The sequence below is a fragment of the Geojedonia litorea genome (genome assembly GCF_042654525.1).
GTDB lineage: Bacteria > Bacteroidota > Bacteroidia > Flavobacteriales > Flavobacteriaceae > Geojedonia > Geojedonia litorea.
In genome coordinates, this window is sequence record NZ_JBHSGP010000008.1 from 135,255 (window position 1) to 154,372 (window position 19,118).

A 19,118-nucleotide genomic window follows, 5' to 3' on the forward strand; every position below is an offset into this window, starting at 1 on the left:
ACCCTTGGGGATGGTCATCACAGAATACAAATTAAAACTATGATAAAATTCTTTCGAAAAATTCGTCAACAACTCCTTGTCCAAAACAAGATCAGTAAATACTTATTCTACGCCATTGGCGAAATTATATTAGTGGTGATTGGGATTTTAATTGCACTGCAGGTGAATATGATGAATGAACAACGAAAAGAAAATGATTTTGAAATTAAAATTCTTAAAGAAATTAAAGGTAATCTGCTAACAGATTTAAATGAAATCAGCGAAGATATAGGCTTAATGGATGATATTAACAAAGCCTGTTTAGATGTAAAGCAGCATTTACAAACGCTAGACCAACCTACCGACTCCTTTTCTATAAGTTCTTCTATTTTGAGAGTGACGCCACATTTTAGTCCCATTAATAGCGGCTATAATTTGTTGCAATCACATGGAGTAAGGATCATTAAAAATGATAATTTACGTAATGATATTTCATTTCAATACGACATGTTGTATCCTTATTATAAAACCTATGAAGAAGAGCGATCACGATTCCATGCACTTCATAGTGAGCCGCAGCTTTTAGATTATTTTTCAATGTATTTTGATAAAACTAAAGATCCGAGCTTCTACGGTTTATATTTTGAAATTAGTTTGGAAGATTATCAAAAACTAAAATCGGATTCAAAATTTCTTAAGTTAATTACAGCTATTGCCTTTGAGAACAAAACCATTCAGGATCGCGCCAAACGTGTGGAAGCGAGTATTAATGCGCTCATTTCTAATATTGAAGTTGAACTCGAGAAAAAAGAATAACTATAGATTAGTAGGTGTTTATCTGCTTTTGAAGGTTAACTTTTTTACCTCGTTTTAAAGTATCTTTATGGGATGATGCGATGAGAATCCTTAACATGTAGACTACAAATTATGAATACAATGAAACTGTCTGTAAAAGCACAAGGTATAGTTGACCAAATACATCCAGAAACGACCAAACTTGGGGATTTAAGAAAAATTGCCAAAGTATTGAAAACAGACCATAAATTGGCCATGGAGCTTTGGGCAACCGGAGCATTTTTGCATAGACAATTAGCAATTTTATTAATGGACAGTAAGCTTCTCAATCAGGATGGTATTGACCAACTAGACCGCGATATGCAGAACCATAGCTATGAGGAGCGTAATCATCTAATGGATTGGTTAATGGCCAACCAGCTTACCAAAAGTAAAGCTTTAATTTCTCTTATTACCTCTTGGGAAAAGCGTGTTTCCTCATTACAACGTCGGGTATTTTGGTATTATCAGGCTAGGTTACGCTGGATGGGAAATACAAAACATTCAAATACAGAATATCTACTAACCCAAATAGAACAACACATTGAAAATGAAGAGCCCGAAGTTCAATGGGCCATGAATTTCACAGCTGGCCAGATTGGAAAATGGGAAGAACGCTATCGTAACAGGTGCATAGCAATCGGCGAAAACACAGGGCTTTACAAAGACGAAGTTGTTCCTAGAGGATGTACCCCAAGTTATTTGCCCAAATTCATTGCAATAGAAGTTGCCAAATTAAAAAAGTAAATATTAGGCCATTTAATTTCTTAACTAAAATAATTGCATCTTCAATTTGTTACCTTTTTTGAATTCAATTTTAGACATAAATAATCTAAAATAAAATCAGCCTAATTGTAATAAGTATTATTTTTAAGCCAGTTTAAATTTTTTAGCATATATAGCCATGACACACTTGGTAGATTTAAGTCAAGATATATATCCAGGGATGCCAGTTTATAAAGGATTGCCTGAAGTGAAAATGTCGGTTTACGCCACTCATGAGCAATGGGAAGGCATAAAAGATCCTCAAACCAATACACCAAGTGTTTACAAATTGGAATTAGGAGAGCATACCGGTACCCACGTTGATGCTTTAAACCATATGGCCATAGAAAACAAAGGGCAATCTATAGATACCATGCCATTATCTATGTTTTATACCGAAGGTATTTGTTTAGACTTTTCACATAAAGGCTTAAGAGAATTAATTACATCACGAGAAATCCAGGAAGCTTGTCAAAAAGCGCAACAAGACATAAAAAAAGGGGATACCGTTTTATTATACACAGATCACTATCGCAAGTATTTTGGAACTTCGCATTGGGGTGAAGGTCCTGGTGTAACTGCCGAGGCAACACGTTGGCTGGGTAATAAAGGTATTGCAGCATTTGGCGTTGAAACCATGTCTCCTGGTGTGCCTAATGTTTCTAATAAGGAAGTTCATAAAATTTGTGGCGAAATGGGTTTTACACATTATGAGAATATGATCAATCTTCATTGTTTAATTAATAAAGGTCGATTTAGGTTTATTGCATTGCCACTTAAAATTAGAGGAGGCACAGGTTCTCCAGTAAGAGCTGTGGCCGTTTTAGAAGATTAAATTTACGCAAGTGTAATGAATGGTCTTTATGTAAAATTGTTTATTTTAGATAAGGAATGTGACAAAAATTATAACAACTAAATCCATCAACTTTTTTTAACAGAACTTGTAAATAATGCTATCAATATCTGATATTTTGTTATGAAATTACATATCAAAAATATGGTCTGTAACCGCTGTATTATGGTGGTAAAATCAGAGTTTGAAAAACTTGGTTATAATCCCTTGTCAGTAAAACTGGGTGAAGTAAAATTGAGTAAAGAATTATCTTCTCAAGAAAAGTCAGAAATTGCGACCGTTATTGAAAGTTTTGGCTTTTCAATTATTGATGATAAACGGAGTAGAATCATTGAACAAATTAAAACACTTATTGTTGAGTTAGTTCATCAGCAAAACAACGATATTAAAATTAACCTTTCTACCTATTTAACCAACCATATTAATCACGATTATAATTATATTACCAATTTGTTTTCAGAGATAGAAGGGACGACGATTGAAAAGTATTTTATAGCCCAAAAAATCGAGAGGGTTAAAGAGTTATTAGTTTATGGTGAATTGACATTAAGTGAAATTGCATTTCAACTTAATTATTCCACTCCTAGCCATTTAAGTAATCAGTTTAAAAAAATCACAGGACTTACCCCTAAACACTTCAAAAACATAAAATCAGATAAGCGAAAGCCTTTGGATGAGGTGTAATCTTATACGTTTTTCCCAAAAAAATGCAATAAAATATATAGCTTAAGTGTGCAATTTTGTATTGTAATTTTAAATACAATACTTATGACAACTTTAGCAACAAAGCCAATGTATATTCCACTAGAAGGTGTGGAAAGCGAACATTGTGCGCTCATCGTAGATAAAGGCTTAAATCAAGTTAAACATATTCAATCTCATAAAGTTGAAATCAATAACAAGCGTGCTGTAATTGAGTCTTCTAAAATGGCTACGGCAATACCAGAAGCCGTTCAAACCATTCGCGATTTAGGTTATAACGTGACTACCATAAAAAGCACTTTTCCAGTTTTGGATATGACCTGTGCTGCTTGTGCCGTTAGTGTAGAGAGCATAATAAGTTATGTAGAAGGCGTAGTAAAAACTTCAGTGAACTTTGCAACAGCATCCGTCACTGTTGAATATCTACCTAATACCATCACCGCTGAAGATTTAAAAACAGCTGTACAATCTGTTGGGTATGATTTATTGATTGATAAGGACGATAATACCTCTCAAACTTTAGAAGACCTACATGAGAAAAAGTTCAATCAACTAAAATGGCGCACTATATATGCCACACTTTTTTCAATTCCTGTAGTTGTCATCGGGATGTTCTTTATGGATATGCCTTATGCTAATTACATCATGTGGGTATTATCTACACCAGTTATTTTATGGTTTGGTAAGGATTTTTACATTAATGCTTATAAACAAGCCAAACATCGATCAACCAATATGGATACCTTGGTGGCTTTAAGTACGGGTGTCGCTTATGTTTTTAGTGTATTTAATACCTTGTTTGCTGATTTTTGGCATGCAAGAGGTATACACGCGCATGTGTATTTTGAAACTGCTGCGGTTGTCATAGCATTTATATTATTAGGAAAGCTTTTGGAAGAAAAAGCAAAAGGTAACACATCAACAGCCATTAAAAAGTTGATGGGTTTACAACCTAAATCGGTTATTGTTATAAATACAGACGGCGAACATATTGAAACAGCTATTGATAAGGTGATGAAGGATGATATCATTTTAGTAAAACCAGGAGAAAAAATAGCGGTTGATGGGATGGTAATTCATGGTAGTTCCTATGTTGATGAAAGCATGTTGAGCGGAGAACCTGTGCCTGTTTTTAAAAATGAAAACGATAAGGTGTTTGCAGGAACCATTAACCAAAAAGGGGGCTTTCAATTTAAAGCAGAAAAAGTGGGCGCAGAAACAATGCTCGCTCAAATAATAAGAATGGTGCAAGATGCCCAAGGTAGTAAAGCACCCGTTCAAAAATTGGTGGATAAAATAGCAGGTATTTTTGTGCCTATCGTTATTGGTATTTCTCTAATCGCTTTTGCATCTTGGGTGATTCTTGGTGGTGAAAATGGCTTTACACAAGGTTTAATTGCACTTGTTACTGTTTTGGTAATTGCTTGTCCTTGTGCGCTGGGTTTAGCAACACCAACTGCCATAATGGTTGGCGTTGGCAAAGGTGCTGAAAAAGGAATTTTAATTAAAGATGCCGAAAGTTTAGAACTGACCAAAAATGTTAATGCCATCGTGTTAGATAAAACAGGCACCATTACAGAAGGAAAACCTGTTGTAACCAACATGGTTTGGCTACATAATGATGATAATTTCAAAGAAGTTCTATTTAGTATCGAAAAACTATCTGAACACCCACTAGCAGAAGCGGTTATCAATCATTTAGTCGCTGTTACTATGGTGGAAATATCCGAGTTTGAAAGTATCACCGGTCGTGGTGCAAAAGCAAACTTTAATTCTGAAACCTATTATGTAGGGAATCAAAAACTTATGAATGAGCATGCTATCAAAATTTCTGAAGAGTTACAAGAACAAGCAACACTATGGAGCAGCGAATCTAAAACTGTTATTTGGTTTTCAAATTCAAAAGAAGCCTTGGCTGTATTAGCTATTGCTGATAAAATTAAAGCAACTTCTTTAGAAGCCATTAAACACCTTAAACAATTAGGTATTGATGTGTATATGCTTACTGGAGACAATGAGGCGACAGCAAAAGCTATTGCTTTACAAACGGGTATTGAACATTTTCAAGCCGAAGTGATGCCTGAACAAAAAGCAGCTTTTGTAAAAGATTTACAAGGCAAGGGTAAAATTGTAGCCATGGTGGGTGATGGTATTAACGATAGTGCTGCATTGGCACAAGCTAACGTAAGTATCGCTATGGGTAAAGGTAGCGATATCGCAATGGATGTTGCAAAAATGACTATCATTTCATCCGACTTAAATAAAATCCCAATGGCCATCAAATTATCAAAACAAACCGTTGCGGCAATTCGTCAAAACCTGTTTTGGGCATTTATCTACAATATTATTGGCATTCCAATTGCAGCTGGTATTTTATACCCAATCAACGGATTTTTACTCAACCCAATGATTGCTGGTGCTGCTATGGCTTTTAGTAGTGTAAGTGTAGTTGGAAATAGTTTACTCTTAAAACTGAAAAAGTAAATCTTATAACATAATCCAAAAATAATGCAACAGCTAATTCATTGATAAATAGCAACTTTACTTAATTGTTAAATTAAAATCTTAAACAAATGAAAACGTTAAAACTACAAATTCCAAACATGCAAAGTGCACATTGCCAAATGCGCGTAAACAAAGCATTGCACACCATTGAAGGTGCTACATCTATTAGTACAATATCTGGAGAAGCCTACCTTATGTTGCCAGATGAAATGTCGGCTGCTGAAGCCATAATTGCTGTAGAGAAAGCCGGATATTATGTTACAGATATTGCTAAAAGCGATTTAACTCTATTGCAATTTGATGAATTTCCATTGGAATTTGTTCATTGCTAAAACTAAAACATAAATGCTGCAATTCACACCACTTAGAATTGTAGTGACTGTATTACAATGTAAAGATGTTTATTATGAAACTGTCAGTAAAAAACATGGTTTGCCCAAGATGTATTATGGTGATAAAAAATGAGCTCACCAGCCTTAATGTCGTTCCAGAACATATAAAATTGGGAGAATTGGATTTGCTTGAAGAACTTTCAGAAGACCAACTCATTATGCTTAAATCACAACTTGCATCACAAGGTTTTGAAATTATAGACGATCGTAAAGCCATGCTGGTTGAAAAAATAAAAAACATCATTATTGAACTTATTCATAGTTATGATACTGTAGATATTAAGCAAAAGATTTCTAGTATCATTAGTGAAAAACTGAATGTTGATTATAATCATTTAAGTTCAATGTTTTCATCAGTTCAAGGTTTAACCATTGAAAAATACATCATTCTTCAAAGAATAGAACGAGCAAAAGAGTTATTAGTTTATAATGAACTTACCTTAAGTGAAATAGCCTATAAGCTTGGCTATACTAACGTGCAGCATCTTTCCACGCAATTTAAAAAAGTTACAGGGTTAACCCCTTCGCATTTTAAAACCATCAAGAAAAACAAGCGCAAAGCTATAGATCAATTATAGCCTATTTTTATTCATAAACACTTTTTAAAGGCACTACTCAAGTGCCTTTTTTCATTGAAAAACCATATAAAATTTTAGAACTAATAGGTGTAAAAGTGCAACACAAAATCTAGTGTACACATCTAATTTTGACATGTAATAGTAATCATTAAATCAACATATTATGTATCAAAAAATCAACACATGGAAAGCCATGTTTTTGTACACTATTTTAGCTATGGCTATAGTTTCATGTACAACAAGTAATGGCGAACATTCTGAGGCCAACGGCACCTCAATGGAAGTTAATAAGCTACCTGTAGATGTTATTGAAGCTAAAGAATTAGAACTTAATCAAGAAGAAATTCTTGTTGGCACCATCATACCAATTCAGGAGGTGGCCATTGTTAGTGAAGTCTCTCAAAAAATAACTAAAATCGCTTTTAAAGATGGTGATTATGTTTCAAAAGGTCAGTTGCTTTATAAATTAAATGATGCCGACATCAGAGCAAAACAAAAGGAACTTCAAGCAGAATTGAAATTAGCGCAATTAAACGAGCAACGTTATGCGAGTTTATTGAAAACTGAAGCCATTCGTCAGCAAGAATATGACGAAATTGAAACTAAATTACATTCTCTTCTAGCACAGGTTGAATTTTTAAACTTTCAGATTAGTAAAACTGAAATTAGAGCACCATTTTCAGGTAACATTGGAATTTCTAAAGTTGATTTAGGCGCTTATGTATATCCAGGACTTGAATTGGTGAATCTTCAAGATCAATCGAAGGTAAAGCTTAACTTTTTAGTACCTGAAAAGTATCTAATACAGGTGAAAAAAGGTAAATCCGTTTCATTTACCACACAACTTTCTAATGAAGTGCACGAAGCAAAAATTGTTGCTGGCAATTCTGGTTTGGATAATCAAAATAGAAGTTTAACGGTTCAGGCGATTGCCGATAATTCTAAAAATGAATTTAAAGGAGGCATGTCTGCAAAAATCAACTTCTCAACACTTAACGAAGGCACTAAAGGTATTACAATCCCTTCACAAGCTTTGATTCCAAGTGAACAAGGGTACAGTGTGTTTTTACTACAAGAAGATAGAGCAAAAATTACAGCTGTGACCATTAGCAACAGAACTGAAAATGAAGTTACCATTCTTTCAGGAATCAATGATGGCGATAAGGTTATCATATCAAATATCATGCGATTAGGTGATGGGACTCCTGTTGTTGAGGTTACAGAATCAAATTAAAACATAAGATCATGAGTTTACCATCAATAAGTATAAAAAAACCCGTTTTGGCAGGGGTGTTTTCCGCCTTAATTGTCATCATGGGTATTGTAGGCTGGATGAATTTAGGGGTTAGAGAGTTTCCTTTAACCGAACCTCCTGTCATTTCAGTCGTGACCTTTTATCCTGGCGCAAGTCCAGACGTAATTGCTTCCAAAATCACGAAACCCATGGAAGAGTCAATTGCAGAAGCCAATGGACTGCGAACCATTTCATCTGAATCGAGAGAGCAAGTAAGTATCATAACTATAGAATTTAATAGAGATATTGATTTGGAAGATGCCTTAAATGACGTTCGAGATAAGGTATCGAAATCTAAAAATCAAATTCCTGCCGATGTCGATCCTCCAATAGTGGAAAAGGCATCGTCACCAGATAATTTGGTGGCTTTTCTAGAAGTAGAAAGTGATACAAAAGATATTAAAGAAGTCAGTCATTTAGCTTCAACAACCATCAAAGACCGTATGCAATCCATACCTGGAGTTAATAGAGTTGCGGTTGTTGGTGAGCATAAATACGCAATGAGACTACGTTTTGACCCTATTAAATTGGCGGCATTACAACTTACACCAGAAGATATCAGGCTAGCTTTGTTAAGAGAAAACATCGATTTGCCTTCTGGAAGAATAGAAGGTGATAATAATGAATTGAGTGTGCGTTCTATTGGACGCTTAACAACAGCAGAAGAGTTTAATAACATGATTATTAAGCAGGATGCCAATACCATCATTAAGCTGAAAGATATTGGTTACGCAGAGTTAGGTGAAATGAATGAGCGTACGGCTATCATTAATGGAACTCATAATGCCAATCGTGTTGGTGTGGGCATTGCAATTCAAATTCAAAGAGGCGCCAATGCCATTGAAGTGGTGGACGAGTTTTACAAACGACTTGATCAATTACGACAAGAAGTTCCCAAAGAATACCGATTAATTGTAGGGTTTGACTTTACAAAACCTGTTAGAGAGTCTATTAAAGAAGTTGAAGAAACATTATTTATTGCCTTTGGTCTGGTAGTGCTCATCATATTCTTATTCTTAAGAGATTGGCGTTCAACCATTATTCCTGTGTTGGCCATTCCTGTTTCCATTCTTTCAGCCTTTTTTATCATGTATTTGGCTGGATTCTCTATAAACGTTCTTACTCTGTTAGGCTTGGTACTTGCCATTGGTTTGGTGGTAGATGATGCGATTGTGGTACTAGAAAACATCTATAAAAAGGTGGAAGAAGGCATGACACCAATTCAAGCGGCATTTAAAGGTTCAAAGGAAATCTATTTTGCGGTAATATCAACAACCATAACACTTGCTGCTGTATTTATGCCTATCATTTTTATGGGAGGCATTAGTGGTCAGTTATTTAAGGAGTTCGCCATTGTCGTGTCAGGATCTGTATTGGTTTCAGCATTTGTGGCCTTAACCTTGTCGCCTATGTTGAGTGCTTATTTATTAAAAAAGCAAGACCAACCAAATTGGCTTTATCGCACAACAGAACCGTTTTTTATCAAACTAAACAATGGTTATGAAAGATTGCTAACGGCCTTTATGAAAAAACGTTGGATGGCTTGGGTGTTCTTGGTAGTAGCTGGAGGATTGATTTTTGTGGTGGGTAAAACATTGCCTTCTGAATTGGCTCCAGTTGAAGACCGTTCAAACATAAGTTTAATTGCGGTTGCACCTGAAGGCGTTTCTTTTGACTATATGAAAAAAGGAATGACAGAGGTTGGGAAGTATGTGAATGAATCTACTGATGGATTGTACCAAACATATTCTATGGTAGCCATTTCATTTATTCCAGCACCTGCACCAGTTAATGTTGCTGTACAAAGTATTTATTTGAATGATCCTAAAGACCGAAAAATGTCAGCGCAGGATTTATACAATCAATATGGTGCAGCTTCGGGTAACTTTAGGGATTTCTTACTATTTCCATACATGCCACCAACTATAGGTACGCGATATGGAGGAGGCATGCCTGTTCAATTTGTGTTGCAAACACAAAGTTTGGATAGCTTAAATAAAGTACTTCCAAAATTTTTACAAGCGGCACGTCAAAGTCCGAAATTGATGTTTGTGGACTCTGATTTAAAGATGAATAAACCTGAAGTAAAAATCAATGTAGACAGACAAAAAGCAGCCCTAATGGGAGTCTCTATTCAAGAGGTGTCTCGAGCATTACAATTATCATTATCTGGACAGCGCTATGGTTATTTCTTACGTAACGATAGACAATATGAAGTGATTGGACAAGTTGAAAAACTGCAACGAAATGATATCAGTGATTTGCGCTCCATCAACGTGCGTTCTTCTAACGGACAAATGATTTCTTCAGACAATTTAGTGACTATGGAAGAAGGGATTAGTCCTGCAGCCATTTATCGCTACGATCAATATACATCGGCAACAATTTCCGCAGGTCTTGCTCCAGGTGTTAGTTTGGAAGAAGGCATTAAGGAAATGCAAAACATAAAGCGCGAGGTTTTAGGAGACAACTTTAAATCAAGTCTAGCAGGTCAAGCAAGGGATTATGAAGAAAGTCAAGGAAATATTCTGTTCACCTTGTTATTAGCACTCATCATCATTTACATGATTCTTGCTGCGCAATTTGAAAGCTTACGAGATCCACTTATTATCATGCTTACAGTTCCGATGGCTGTTACTGGCGCTATATTGAGTCTGTATTTCTTTGGTCAAAGTTTAAATGTATTCAGTCAAATTGGCATTATTACACTTGTTGGACTAATCACTAAAAATGGAATTCTAATTGTGGAATTCGCCAACGATTTAAAAGCCAAAGGACTTTCAAAATTTGAAGCGGCTACACAAGCTGCAGTACAACGTTTTAGACCAATTTTAATGACGTCTTTAGCCATGATATTTGGCGCATTACCAATTGCAATGACTTTTAACAGTCGTCAGTCATTAGGCATCGTCATTGCTGGAGGGTTGATTTTTGCTGGTATTCTAACACTTTTTATCATTCCAGCAGTGTACTCTTATTTATCCAGTGCAAAGGCTACTGCTGAAATTGTAGAAGAAGAACGCCCTTCACTAGAGATTCGTAATGAATATTAAAACTTTAACAATGAAAACACATATTTTAAAATTAGTGGTTATCCTGTTGGTTTTTACATCAGGTATAAACGTAATGGCTCAAAAAGTAATTAGTTTAGAGGAAGCCATTGCATTAGCATCTCAAGGGAATAAAGCATTAAAGATTCAAAACCTTGAAGAACTGCGCGTAAAACAAGCCGTAAAACAAGCCAAAAGCGCATGGTTGCCTAACGTTGCTTTCAATGGAAATATCTCTAGGTATTTTGATAGACAAATTATTTTTCTTCCTGGCAGTTTTGCAGGTACAGATAAAGAAGTTCAGGAAGTTAGCGTTGGCGGGTTGTACCAGTATAACAGTAGTGTAACTTTCAACCAAACTCTTTTTTCAATGAAATCCAATCAGGAAATCAAAGCTTCCTTAATAGAAGAGCAAATTGAAAAGGAAAAATCGGGTGATTTAGAAAGTCGATTGATTCATGAAGTCACAAAAACCTACTATCAGGTACTATTGACACAAAATCAATTAGTGTTATTACAGAAAAGTCTTCAACGGAATGAAAAAGCACTTAAAGATGCCAAGTCACTTTTTTTACAAGGCAAAGGCTTAAAGACAGATTCTTTGAGAAGCTATATCGCTGTTGAAAACTTAAAAACTTCTGTAGCCTTTCAATTAAGCACTATTGCGATTACTAAAACCCAGTTAAAACAATTGATTGGCGTCGATGAAAACGAAGATTTAGAACTTGTGGATAGTTTGTCTTTAAATGATAATAGTGATGAGCTTGACGTATTTGATGAATCGATTTCAATTGAAGATTTAAAGCGACACGACCTTGAAATTCAGAAATTGGTTATTGAACTTGAAGAAAGAAGATTAGCTGCAGAAAAGGCCATACGATCTCCTGAAATATCTTTAATTGGACAATACCAGTTGCAATCTCAATTGGATGATGAAAACTTCAAAAACCAAACATGGCATAACACCACATTTATAGGAATCAATTTTTCAATTCCGATTTTATCTGGTGGTAAAACAACTTCTAAAGTGAAACAAAGCCAATTAAAATTGGAACAAGAAAAGATTAAAATGAATGATATGCATGACAAGGTAAGGTTAGAACTCGCTACGATCATGAACAACTGGAACAATGCCAAGCTACAGTACGAAACTCAAAAAAGAACCGTGGAAGCTGCTGAAGTCAATTATGCGATGAATAACCAGCGATACAATAACGGGATTGGCTCCAAACTGGAAGTAACCGACGCTGAACTTGCCCTTACTTCGTCGCAGATTACTTATTTACAAGCCATTTACAATCTTAAAATGAGTAAAACCGAACTTCAAAGAGCCTTAGGTCAACTTAATTTTTAAACATTTAGAACAATAAATTTTATTAATAACAGCCAAAATAGTGCAATACTTACTTGTACTTCTAGCAGTAAATTTGTTCTTATTAATGAAATGATGTAATTATAAAATTAGAATAAAATGGAAACATTAAAATTTAAAACAAATATTAAATGTAGTGGATGTATTTCAAAAGCAACACCAACTCTGGATGAAAAATTAGGAAAAGGAAATTGGGAAGTAGATCTTTTTACTCTTAAAAAAACATTAACTGTGTCATCAAGCGAATTAGATGAAAATGAGATTATTTCAATAGTCAACGAAGCAGGTTATACCGCAGAAAAAATATCATAATCAAGAAGCAAAAAAAATAGGTCGTGTTTCAATTTCTTAATCTAGATTAATTTTTTTGAAATCTACATATTGCAAATTTGCAACATCAATTAAAACGAACAGTAATCAATAAAAAAATTATGAAAAGAAGTCATATTAAAATTAATGCAGTGATCTTATTCTTAACCTTATTAAGTGGATTGCAATCTATTTCTGCCCAAAGCACCGAATATGGGGTTAAAGCAGGATACAATTTATCAAATTTATCGACCGAATTTGGCCAAGTGAATAATCAGTCAGGATTCCATGTAGGAGGTTTAGTTGAATTTAAAGTTTCGAATAAATTTTCGATTCAACCTGAATTAGTATACAGTTTGGAAGGTGGGAAGTTTAGACTAAACTATTCTGAAAGTAGTAGCGAAGGTGATTTTGAACTTAGGGCAAAAGAAGACGTAAAACTTGGGTTTATTAATCTACCTGTATCCGCAAAATATTATGTCATAGACAAGTTTAGTTTAGAAGTAGGTCCACAACTTGGGTATGTTGTAAGCGCAAAAAGTGAATACGATTACTACATCGATGAAGATGGTGAAATCACAAGTGATGCCGGAAAACAAAACATTAAAGATGATATAAAATCATTCAACTTTAGTTTAAACTTCGGTTTAGGATATGAGCTTAAAAATAAAATGTTTTTTCAAGCGCGATATAATTTAGGTCTTACGGATTTAGATGATTCTAATGATTCATCAGAGGATGGGAATTATTTGGGAAAAATAAAAAGTAAAGGCGTATTATTCTCCATTGGATATAAGTTTTAGTTGTTAATTAGTTAGTTAGTTTTAACACGCTGAATGCTTCTTATTTAAAGAATGTGTTTGGCGTGTTATTTTTAATATATTTAAAATACCTATTTCCAATGGAGTAGTTTGAAATTGTGATTTATAAAAAAGAATTTACCTATGTTAATTTTAAGATATAAACTATGCAAGTTAAAAGTTTAGGTTCAACACCGTTTGACGTTATTGTGGATTGCTTTTTTGTTTCCTTTGATAACTATTTTGTAAAGTTTCCAAATGACAAAGCCCTCTTTAAAAACCGCTGGGAGATGGCAAAGGTGAACTACGATCTTTCCTTTGGTATGTTCGACAACGATACGTTAGTCGGATTCATTCTTCACGGAATAGATTATAGAGAGCATGATTTAATAGCCTTTAATTTAGCCACTGGTGTTATACCTCAATACAGAGGAAAAAAAATAACACAACAAATTTATGAGGTGGCCTTGCCAAAGCTTAAACAATTTGGAGTTACCAAATGTAAATTAGAGGTCATTCAAGAAAACACGTTCGCTATTCGTGCTTATAAGAGCATTGGATATACTGTTGTTAGAGGTTTTAATTGCTTTAGTGGGGAGATTAATATTACTAATGAGCCACCTTATGAATTGAAAGAAGTAAATATCCACGATTATAAAATTAATCCTGTAGTGAATCAGAGTTTGTATTCATACGAAAATCAAATAGGAACACTAAGTCGCGGACCATTTAAATGCTTTCAAATTGTGCATCATCATCAGATGGAGTCGGTATTCATAATAAATGTTGAGAATGGCTATATTGCACAGTTAGACGTATTATTAGAACAGCAGGGTACTTGGGAGCGATTGTTTTCAGCATTAAAAAATATTTCGAGTACGGTAAAAATTAATAATGTTGACGATCAATTGACTGCTAAAATTGAGAAAGTCAAAGCATTTGGATTGATTAACACAATCAATCAATTTGAAATGGAGTTGATAATGATATAGTTAAAGTATTTCGATTAGAATTATTTTTAGTTGATAATTCTGGATTAAAATTATAGAACTATTAGGTGCAATAGTACAATATAATTATTAGGCCGAATCTCTATTTTTGAGATGAATTCATTCTATTGCAATTAGAAATAGTAGGATTCCCGAAGTGATAGTTTACTTATTGACAGAGGGTTGAGAGTGGAGAGATGTAATGCCACCAAATTTCGCAAATGATATTTTAATAATTAACTAAATCTAAACCAAAATGAGATTCATTATCAAAGCTTTAAATCATCTTGAGTTTGTTCAATTATTTGAGAAATCGGATATGGAATTGGGAAGCCTGGGCGCTAAACGAATGTTTGTTGATGAAAAACCCGGATACCCGTGTCGAGTAAGCCTAGAAGATGCTGAAATTGGGGAAGAGGTAATTTTAGTGTCATATGAATTTCATAAAGCAAATTCTCCATATAAAGCAGTAGGTCCTATTTTTGTTCGTAAAGGTCTTGAAACTAAAGTGCTTCGCTATAATGAAATTCCAACGATGCTGAAGCATAGACTGTTGTCATTTAGAGGTTACAATAAAGATGGTATTATGAAGGTCGCGAAAACCGAAAATGGAATAGATTCACAAACTATAATTGAACAAATTTTTGATAATCCACTTATTGAATACATTCATATTCATAATGCTAGTCCTGGTTGTTATAATTGTGAAGTAAGAAGGGTATAGAATTAAAATGAAATTTTAAAAATAATATTAACCAATTAGCTAGAAAAAATGAAACCATTAATTGTTTTACTAGCGGCTTCACTGCTTATTTTCATTGCTTTAAAGTTAATTAAAGGGACTAAAAAACATTCTCAATCAGCCAGAATAGGTATGTCAGTAATGCTCATTTTCACGGCATTAGGGCACTTTTTGTATACCGATGGTATGGCCATGATGATTCCAGATGGAATTCCTTACAAAATAGAACTCGTTTACATCACGGGAGTATTAGAAATATTTGGAGCGATTGGGCTTCAAATACCAGCCTTCAGAAAAGTGACAGCATGGCTATTGATTATTTTTTTTATTCTCATGCTTCCTGCCAATATCAACGCCTCAATACAACACTTAAATTATCAAACAGGAATTTTTGATGGTCATGGTTTAGATTATTTATGGTTTAGAATTCCGCTACAATTGCTGTTTATTGGGTGGGTCTATTGTAGTGCTATTAAAAAATAAGGGTGCTATGAAAATTATATTAAAAGTGAAATGAAAGCTGCCCACAACATAGATATTCTTAGTTATTCTTGCGAAAGTGTTGATAGGAAAAAAAGAAATATAATAAGCTCAAAGGTAAATATTTAAATACTATAGATATGAAAACAGATATTCAAAACCAAATGTTTAAAGAAGTAAAGGATAAGACTGTTTTTTATAGGGCACAACAATATGCTTTTGAGTATATAGATGAAGTTCTTAACAGAAACGTGTTTCCTTCTCAAGAAGCATTAGATAATCTATCAATTTTTGATGAAGATTTACCTTCAAAATCAACTAATGCAGAAGTGGTATTGAGTCAATTAAATGCCTATGGTAGACCAGCAACAGTTGCCACACTTGGAGGAAGGTATTTTGGTTTTGTTACAGGAAGCGCATTGCCAGTTGGTTTGGCCTCAAAACATTTGGCAACGTATTGGGATCAAGCTCCAGCAATGCAAGTATTGTCTCCTATTGGCTCTAAATTAGAAACTGTTGTAGAGAAATGGTTGGTTGATTTATTTAATCTTCCTAAAGGAACTTGTGCTGGATTTGTAAGTGGTACTTCTTCAGCTAACTTATGTGGTTTAGCAGCTGCACGTTATAGGATTTTAAAACGTCAAAATTGGGATATTAATAAACAAGGATTATATAATGCGCCCAAAATAAGAATTGTGACGGGTAAACAAGCACATTCAACCGTTTTAAAGGCTATAAGTATACTTGGTTTGGGTCACGATACAATTGAGTGGGTAGAGGTTGATAACCAAGGTAGAATTAGAGCCAATGATATTCCTGAATTAGATAGTAATACGATATTAATTTTGCAAGCAGGAAATGTAAATAGTGGAGCTTTTGATGATTTTGCCACAATTTGTGACAAAGCTCAAACAGCAGGAGCATGGGTGCATATTGATGGCGCTTTTGGGTTGTGGGCCGCAACCGTTAGCAAATTAAAACATCTTACTAATGGGATAGAAAATGCTAATTCTTGGGCGGTTGACGGTCATAAAACATTAAACACGCCTTATGATTGTGGTATTGTTATGTGTAACGATAGTGAAGCTCTGACAGCAGCACTACATATGGCAGGAAGTTATATTGTTCAAAGTACCCAGCGTGACGGAATGTTTTATACGCCCGAAATGTCCAGAAGAGCAAGAGTCATCGAATTATGGGCTATTCTTAAATATTTAGGTAAACAGGGGATAGATGATATGATTTTGAATATGCACAAAAGGGCGAAACAATTTGCTGCCGAACTAAAAACGATCGAGGGTTTTACGGTTGAAAATGATGTGGTTTTTAATCAGGTAATAGTCAGAGGTGATACAGATGCTATTACGGAAAGCGTTTTAAAGAATGTACAGGAATTAAGAACATGTTGGGCGGGTGGTTCTGTTTGGTTTACTACTAAAGTAATCCGGGTAAGTGTATGTTCGTGGGCAACAACAGCTGAAGATATTACACGTTCGGTTAATTCTTTTGAATTGGCTATTAAGATGTGTGACTTAAATAGTGCTAACACATAAACAAAAAGAAATGAGAATACATGCAGACAAATTGATATTAGAGTTAATAGAATTAACCTATCAAAATATCGAAAACGTGAAACTAATGCTTCAAAACACCATGGAAGAATTAAATTGGCGTATAGAATCAAATCGATGGACTGCTTTAGAGGGCATAGCGCATTTAAACTTGTTCAATAATTTTTATTTACATGAATTAAAGTATGGTATTAACAAACGTTTAAAGCCTGCAAATCCAATTTTTGAAACGGGTATGATAGGAAATTACTACGTGAACTTACTCCAATCGACTAAATTTAAAATAGAAATACCAAAAACCATGAATCCCAAGGGAAATATTTTGAGTAAAAAAATTTTAGAGGAATTTATTATGGATCAGTATGAGATTATTTGGTTATTGGAAGATGCAAATAGAGTAAACTTAAATAAAACAAAAACGGCCGTCAGTTTCTCAAGGTGTATTAAATTTAAACTAGGAGATACCTTTAGATTCTTGGTGTATTATAATGAGAAATACACTCGTCGAGCGTTAAGAATATTAGATTCTAAAAAATGTGAAGCCGCGTAAAACATAAATCTGTAATATAATTATGGTCCTTCAACACAAAATTGAGAAACGAGTAGGACATAAACGCTAATAACGAAACATGAACGAAACAGAAAAATTATTCGAATCTAAAGGTATTCGTATTACAGCAATGCGCTTGCTAATTTATAAGTTCCTTGCTGAAAAAGAGGTTGCAGTAGCCTTGACAGATATTGAAAATGCTTTTCATAAAGCAGATAGAACCACATTGTACAGAACCATAAAAACTTTTGAAGACAAAGTAATTGTCCATCAAATCAATGATGGTACAGGGATAACTAAATATGCACTTTGCGAAGAAGGCTGTAAATGTGATATTAAAACCGATTTGCATTTACATTTTCATTGTACTAATTGTAACGAGACCGTGTGTTTAACTGATCATAAAATTCCTCAAATAAAAGTGCCAGATGGTTATGTTTCAGAAAACGTTAACTTGGTGGTGAAAGGAATTTGTGATAAATGTAGTAGTTGAAAATGCACTTCCATTGCATTTCATTTTATTGCATTTTTGTATAAAACTAATAAATAATGAAAAATAAGATTATAGGCATAAGTATGTTCTCTGCTATCACTGCGTCATTATGTTGCATTACACCTGTATTGGCATTAGTGGCTGGTACCAGTGGTATGGCTTCTACCTTTTCTTGGATAGAGCCTTTTAGACCATATCTAATTGGACTAACAATTTTCATTCTAGGAGTTGCATGGTATCAAAAGCTAAAGCCGTCTAAAGCAATTGACTGTGAATGTGAAACAGACGACAAAACAAAATTCATTCAATCCAAAAGATTTTTAGGAATTGTAACGGTATTTGCACTTGTGATGCTGGCTTTTCCATACTATTCAAAAGTTTTTTACCCTAGCACTGAAAAACAATTAGTTATAGTTGACAAATCAGATGTGAAGTCGATTGAGTTTAAAATAGAAGGAATGACATGTTCAAGTTGCGAAGCGCATGTGAATCACGAAATTAATAAACTTAATGGTATTGTAGATTCAAAAGCTTCTTATGAAAACGGAAATGCCATTGTTGAGTTTGACAAAACCAAAACCAACGCCACAGAAATTGAAAAAGCAATTAAGGCCACGGGTTATAAAATAATCAACAAAATAGAACATTAATGGAAGTTCAATTAAAATCAGAAATCACCTGTTCGAACTGCGGACACAAAAAAGTTGAAGAGATGCCAACAAATGCTTGTCAATTTTTCTATGAATGTGAGAAGTGCAAAACGGTTTTGAAACCAAATGAAGGTGATTGTTGTGTGTATTGCTCTTATGGTACAGTGCCTTGTCCACCCATCCAGCAAAGCAAAAGCTGTTGTTAATCTG

At 34.3% G+C, this 19,118-nt stretch carries 20 protein-coding genes; all 20 read left to right on the plus strand.

The window, feature by feature from the left end; genetic code table 11:
• The first annotated feature begins 39 nt into the window (after nucleotides 1–39).
• The 20 genes from ACFO5O_RS05150 to ACFO5O_RS05245 all read left to right on the plus strand — a co-directional run bounded on the left by ACFO5O_RS05150 (nucleotide 40) and on the right by ACFO5O_RS05245 (nucleotide 19,114).
• Entirely contained in the window at nucleotides 40–795 is a 756-nt protein-coding gene (locus ACFO5O_RS05150; protein ID WP_387961574.1) for a hypothetical protein, read from the plus strand.
• Nucleotides 796–915: 120 nt separating this feature from the next.
• On the plus strand, nucleotides 916–1,560 hold the full coding sequence (locus ACFO5O_RS05155; protein WP_387961576.1) for a DNA alkylation repair protein: 645 nt from the start codon (nucleotides 916–918) through the stop codon (nucleotides 1,558–1,560).
• 157 nt (nucleotides 1,561–1,717) lie between these two features.
• On the plus strand, nucleotides 1,718–2,413 hold the full coding sequence (locus tag ACFO5O_RS05160; protein ID WP_387961578.1) for a cyclase family protein: 696 nt from the start codon (nucleotides 1,718–1,720) through the stop codon (nucleotides 2,411–2,413).
• A 183-nt stretch (nucleotides 2,414–2,596) separates the two neighbouring features.
• Nucleotides 2,597–3,115 (plus strand): helix-turn-helix domain-containing protein, encoded by a 519-nt coding sequence (locus ACFO5O_RS05165; RefSeq protein WP_465253849.1) that lies wholly within the window; start codon nucleotides 2,597–2,599, stop codon nucleotides 3,113–3,115.
• Between the two features lie 84 nt (nucleotides 3,116–3,199).
• Nucleotides 3,200–5,617, plus strand: coding sequence for a heavy metal translocating P-type ATPase (locus tag ACFO5O_RS05170; RefSeq protein ID WP_387961582.1), 2,418 nt, complete (start codon nucleotides 3,200–3,202; stop codon nucleotides 5,615–5,617).
• An 89-nt stretch (nucleotides 5,618–5,706) separates the two neighbouring features.
• Nucleotides 5,707–5,970 carry a heavy-metal-associated domain-containing protein gene (locus ACFO5O_RS05175; RefSeq protein ID WP_387961585.1) on the plus strand — a complete coding sequence of 88 codons (264 nt, stop codon included), beginning with the start codon at nucleotides 5,707–5,709 and terminating at the stop codon, nucleotides 5,968–5,970.
• 71 nt (nucleotides 5,971–6,041) lie between these two features.
• Nucleotides 6,042–6,608 carry a helix-turn-helix domain-containing protein gene (locus tag ACFO5O_RS05180; RefSeq protein ID WP_387961907.1) on the plus strand — a complete coding sequence of 189 codons (567 nt, stop codon included), beginning with the start codon at nucleotides 6,042–6,044 and terminating at the stop codon, nucleotides 6,606–6,608.
• Nucleotides 6,609–6,771: 163 nt separating this feature from the next.
• Complete coding sequence (locus ACFO5O_RS05185; RefSeq protein ID WP_387961587.1) at nucleotides 6,772–7,842, plus strand: efflux RND transporter periplasmic adaptor subunit; 1,071 nt, start codon at nucleotides 6,772–6,774, stop codon at nucleotides 7,840–7,842.
• An 11-nt stretch (nucleotides 7,843–7,853) separates the two neighbouring features.
• The gene (locus ACFO5O_RS05190) at nucleotides 7,854–10,955 is read left to right on the plus strand and encodes an efflux RND transporter permease subunit (RefSeq protein ID WP_387961589.1); all 3,102 of its coding nucleotides are present in this window, start codon (nucleotides 7,854–7,856) and stop codon (nucleotides 10,953–10,955) included.
• Between the two features lie 10 nt (nucleotides 10,956–10,965).
• Nucleotides 10,966–12,306, plus strand: coding sequence for a TolC family protein (locus ACFO5O_RS05195; protein WP_387961591.1), 1,341 nt, complete (start codon nucleotides 10,966–10,968; stop codon nucleotides 12,304–12,306).
• A gap of 117 nt (nucleotides 12,307–12,423) precedes the next feature.
• Nucleotides 12,424–12,636 carry a heavy-metal-associated domain-containing protein gene (locus tag ACFO5O_RS05200; RefSeq protein WP_387961592.1) on the plus strand — a complete coding sequence of 71 codons (213 nt, stop codon included), beginning with the start codon at nucleotides 12,424–12,426 and terminating at the stop codon, nucleotides 12,634–12,636.
• Nucleotides 12,637–12,755: 119 nt separating this feature from the next.
• The gene (locus ACFO5O_RS05205; RefSeq protein ID WP_387961594.1) at nucleotides 12,756–13,436 is read left to right on the plus strand and encodes a porin family protein; all 681 of its coding nucleotides are present in this window, start codon (nucleotides 12,756–12,758) and stop codon (nucleotides 13,434–13,436) included.
• Between the two features lie 164 nt (nucleotides 13,437–13,600).
• Nucleotides 13,601–14,425 (plus strand): GNAT family N-acetyltransferase, encoded by an 825-nt coding sequence (locus ACFO5O_RS05210; RefSeq protein ID WP_387961596.1) that lies wholly within the window; start codon nucleotides 13,601–13,603, stop codon nucleotides 14,423–14,425.
• Nucleotides 14,426–14,678: 253 nt separating this feature from the next.
• Nucleotides 14,679–15,146, plus strand: a complete 468-nt coding sequence (locus ACFO5O_RS05215; protein ID WP_387961597.1) for a DUF1203 domain-containing protein — start codon at nucleotides 14,679–14,681, stop codon at nucleotides 15,144–15,146.
• 48 nt (nucleotides 15,147–15,194) lie between these two features.
• Nucleotides 15,195–15,647, plus strand: a complete 453-nt coding sequence (locus ACFO5O_RS05220; protein ID WP_387961599.1) for a DoxX family protein — start codon at nucleotides 15,195–15,197, stop codon at nucleotides 15,645–15,647.
• 137 nt (nucleotides 15,648–15,784) lie between these two features.
• Nucleotides 15,785–17,197 carry a pyridoxal phosphate-dependent decarboxylase family protein gene (locus ACFO5O_RS05225; RefSeq protein WP_387961601.1) on the plus strand — a complete coding sequence of 471 codons (1,413 nt, stop codon included), beginning with the start codon at nucleotides 15,785–15,787 and terminating at the stop codon, nucleotides 17,195–17,197.
• Nucleotides 17,198–17,207: 10 nt separating this feature from the next.
• Nucleotides 17,208–17,765: a DinB family protein gene (locus ACFO5O_RS05230; RefSeq protein ID WP_387961603.1), complete on the plus strand. Its 558-nt coding sequence runs from the start codon at nucleotides 17,208–17,210 to the stop codon at nucleotides 17,763–17,765.
• A gap of 79 nt (nucleotides 17,766–17,844) precedes the next feature.
• Nucleotides 17,845–18,258: a Fur family transcriptional regulator gene (locus tag ACFO5O_RS05235; RefSeq protein WP_387961605.1), complete on the plus strand. Its 414-nt coding sequence runs from the start codon at nucleotides 17,845–17,847 to the stop codon at nucleotides 18,256–18,258.
• A gap of 56 nt (nucleotides 18,259–18,314) precedes the next feature.
• Complete coding sequence (gene merTP, locus ACFO5O_RS05240; protein ID WP_387961607.1) at nucleotides 18,315–18,908, plus strand: mercuric transport protein MerTP; 594 nt, start codon at nucleotides 18,315–18,317, stop codon at nucleotides 18,906–18,908.
• Nucleotides 18,908–19,114 (plus strand): GDCCVxC domain-containing (seleno)protein, encoded by a 207-nt coding sequence (locus ACFO5O_RS05245; protein WP_387961609.1) that lies wholly within the window; start codon nucleotides 18,908–18,910, stop codon nucleotides 19,112–19,114. Before merTP ends, ACFO5O_RS05245 begins: the two co-directional genes overlap by 1 nt.
• Nucleotides 19,115–19,118: the final 4 nt, after the last annotated feature.